4 protein-coding genes are annotated in these 3432 nt (G+C 53.8%); 3 read left to right on the forward strand and 1 reads right to left on the reverse strand.

From position 1 onward, the window contains the following. Positions 1-117 precede the first annotated feature (117 nt). The 3 genes from A6A04_RS18450 (at position 118) to A6A04_RS18455 (ending at position 2474) form a co-directional block, all read left to right on the forward strand. Positions 118-1611, forward strand: a complete 1494-nt coding sequence (locus A6A04_RS18450; RefSeq protein WP_245651288.1) for a hypothetical protein — start codon at positions 118-120, stop codon at positions 1609-1611. 37 nt (positions 1612-1648) lie between these two features. After that, the gene (locus A6A04_RS22530; RefSeq protein ID WP_156612686.1) at positions 1649-1957 is read left to right on the forward strand and encodes a DUF6626 family protein; all 309 of its coding nucleotides are present in this window, start codon (positions 1649-1651) and stop codon (positions 1955-1957) included. Between the two features lie 88 nt (positions 1958-2045). Further along, the gene (locus A6A04_RS18455) at positions 2046-2474 is read left to right on the forward strand and encodes a hypothetical protein (protein WP_245651289.1); all 429 of its coding nucleotides are present in this window, start codon (positions 2046-2048) and stop codon (positions 2472-2474) included. A 63-nt stretch (positions 2475-2537) separates the two neighbouring features. Here the strand turns inward: A6A04_RS18455 and A6A04_RS22000 are convergent. Continuing rightward, positions 2538-3432, reverse strand: an 895-nt coding sequence (locus A6A04_RS22000) for a DNA N-6-adenine-methyltransferase (RefSeq protein ID WP_156612687.1), incomplete at its 5' end; no start/stop codon positions are given.

The raw sequence follows: 3432 nt of genomic DNA on the forward strand, positions 1-3432 counted from the left end.
ATCCGGCTGATCACCGATCCCTCCACCTGGGGAATTTCCGTCCGCCCGAAATGGGGAAAATTAGGTCGCCGTTGACACCAGTTGCCCGCGACCGCGTTGCCACACAAACCCCATGGAATGAATAAGTTTTCCGATTTTCATAATGTCGTGGTGGTGGCCTCGTTCCTGCCAACACCGATGCAATGCCGGTTCCTGTCGAACTTCGGCATTACCCCAGACCAGATCAGGGACGCGATCTGCCATCAAGCCGTCTATCAGGCAGTGATGCGGTGCAGTCTTCGTGATCTCCATTGCGATGTACCAGTTCGGGTCGTGGTCACTGATGTCGGTGTAGCCCAGTGGCTGGCCGATCAGTTCCCCGGTTGCACCATGGTCCAAGCTCCAGGTGTTCAGCTTGCAAAGAAGGGCAAATGGCAAAAGAAACGGCTCCATGTGGATAATTCAGCCCGAGTCCGGGCATATCGCAAAAGGCAAGATGAGCAAATGGGGGAAGTGGAAATGGCTAATATATTGCCCGGAATACAAAATGGTAAGATTTCACCGTTACGATTGGCGAATAATATATATTCACCTATCGTTACATCGAAACATGACCATTTGCCGTTAGCGGATACATCTGCATCTGATTTCATGGATTTGTCTATACTGGAACGGGAGCTATTCGCTGGAACTTTGTTCCGCCACATCCGGGACACCAACACCACCCGTCATCTGTTCCTCAAGTCCATGGGCGACATGATCGAGTGGCTTCGTCATTGCCATGGACTGACCTACCAGAACAAGCACAGCAACATGCTGATCAGCCCGACCCTGTTCAACCCGACCTTGGGCGACAAAAGCAGGGGAAGGGAAAACGCGGTGATCACCTGGGGAATCTGGCTCGATATCGATGACGGGGATATGCCCTATCACGCCTTCGCCAAGATGTTTGCGGGTAAAACCATGGTGATCTACAACACGGCCTCCTCGACCAACAACACCCGCTACCGGGTGTTCATGCCCACCACCGGCTACATGATGGCGGAGACCTACGACTCCATCTGCAAACAGATCATCAAGGTGGTCCAGTCCAACGGCTACTGTTCACCCCGGCAACGGAAACGGGGATCGGCAAAGCCATGCCATGGCATCGACCCGACCAAGCTGTCGGTGGAGAACATGATGTACCTGCCATGCAAACCCATGGATGGCAGTGATGGGTTTTTCCAGGTCTTCGACGGCGATCCGATCAATCCCACCCTCTGGGTCCAGAACAACATCCTGCCTATCGATATGCCCCCGCCGGTCCTGATTGCCGTTCCAGATGAATCACCCATGACCGAAGATCATTCCTATGCGACTGTATTTTTCGACAGATTGGTCGCCGCTATCGGCGATGTCGTACTGGGACGAAACTGCGGCCTATATCGAGCATCGCTGCATGGGTTCGCCATGGCAAGTGCCGGTTTGCTCGATACATGGATGGTCGAAACCCGGCTTGAACAGGCTGCATTCGCGGCGGGATTGGAAAAAAGAGAAATCGGGCCGACCATTCGAAGTGGCCGCTACAATTCCAAAAATCAGATAGGTCGATATCTGGGGTGGGCTGCACATGGGAATGCAGCAGCTTGATAAATACTCCTGCAACATCAGCAGGAGTAACGTCAAGATGCGTGAACTACAGGAGATATATGAAGAGTTTCATTGCCTTGGAATTGCGAAGTCAGGGAGAGAGTTTGGTGAATGGCTGAACAGAGGTCAAAGCTACCTGAGTTCATCGAAATCAAGAAACCGCAGAATATCGACCGAAGCTCTTTTGTCTTTGATATCAAATGTGACCGGAGTGATTGATGCAACAAATGAAGCTGCCGCAGAATGCACAGATGCTGTTCAAGCTACTGAATATAAAGAAGGCGTGAAGGCACTAAAGAAAATTGAAAACGAAGCGTGGACTGAAGTTTGGCGTCGTGTCGGGTGATCGATACAAAAATTATTTTCTCGGCCATATTGCAAATACTAAATTGAGTCCGTAACCTATGTGCAGATATCAATGCATGGAGGTTATTATGCTTAACTTGAAGTTTTCCGATGCCAAGCGTCCGCTGATTTCGGAAACCCGCAAGAAGTCTGCCCGTGATGTGGTGATCGACGGCATTCAGAACCAGATCGGTCTTCTGGGGGATGCCAATTTTAAGGTCGAACGCACCCGGTACACCAAGGATTCCGAGGGCAATGCCATCCGCAAATCGGTCGCGGCACCGCCCAAACCCTGGTTCTGGCGGGCTGCTGATGGGACCATCATGGTGCAGATCAGGTATGGCCATGCCGTCGTGGTGGAAATCCAACCGGGAAAACCCAGCATCCAGGCGGGCAAGACCGAGAAGGAGGTGATCACCGTACTGACCCAGGTGGTCCAGGCCGTGAAGACCGGCGAACTCGATGCCCAGATCGAAGCGGCGAAGATGAAGGCTAAGCGGAACAGGTCAGGTGAATAGGTCAGGGATCGGCGTGAAGGGTGGATGCCCATTCCACCTTCACGTCCTTCCCAATGAGTTCCATCACGCCGCCCTCTTGATCGCATCCCAATACCGCACAGGGTGATCAGGGATGGCCGGGGCGGAACGTTCGTAGACATCGAGCACGGAAGCGGGCATCGCGTTGAGGTAATTGGTAAAGAGCGTGTGGTTGCCCCAGATCACGAAGGCCAAGCCTTCAGGAAAGGGCATCTTCACCGGCACGCCCTTGCCGCCATCACCCCGCAAAAACTTGAGCTTTCCCGAGACGAAGAAAACGCGGGCATGGTCGCGAACGTACTTTTGCCAATATCGGGTGTGGGTACGAGCGGGCATGATGCTGACCACAGTTTCGCACAAGGGATGTTCGCGATTTGCGGAAGCCTCGGTGGGGGCATTGGGCATATGGCTGCACCAGACTGCATCGGCGGCTTTTTCGAGCCACGGCTCAAGGTCGTTAAATGGAGCATTCAGCCAAACGCGACCATGCCATTCTTGGACCAATCCATCGTCGTCGATGGTGAAGTGTTGTCGTGCCCAAACCGGTGCGTTATCCCCCTTGCAGGGCGAACAGGGATCAAGATCGAAAGGCTGATTTTCGTTGGCAGCATAAAAGGGGGCAAGGATTTCCCCAGGGGTGTACCATTCGCAGGTCTTCGCCTTGCCGTCTTCATTGATGAACAGGTTCCGCACCTGCTCCTCGCGAGATTTCGCGTTGTCGTTCGCGGGCTTGGCAGCCTTACCCTTCTTGGCCGTTTTGGCCGTCACCACCGGCACCTCGTCATTGTTGGGCAAGACCACCGGGGCGGCCTGCTCGATCTCCACCCCAATTTTCCTGGCATGGAAGTCATAGAGCGGCGTGGGGTCATGTCCCGTCGAGTGGTGTAGCAGCTTTTGCCTGGGGATGATGGCGTAGGGTGCGTAGCGCCCGGAGGCGTCA

Origin of the sequence: Paramagnetospirillum marisnigri, from assembly GCF_001650715.1 — a bacterium.
Classification (GTDB): domain Bacteria; phylum Pseudomonadota; class Alphaproteobacteria; order Rhodospirillales; family Magnetospirillaceae; genus Phaeospirillum; species Phaeospirillum marisnigri.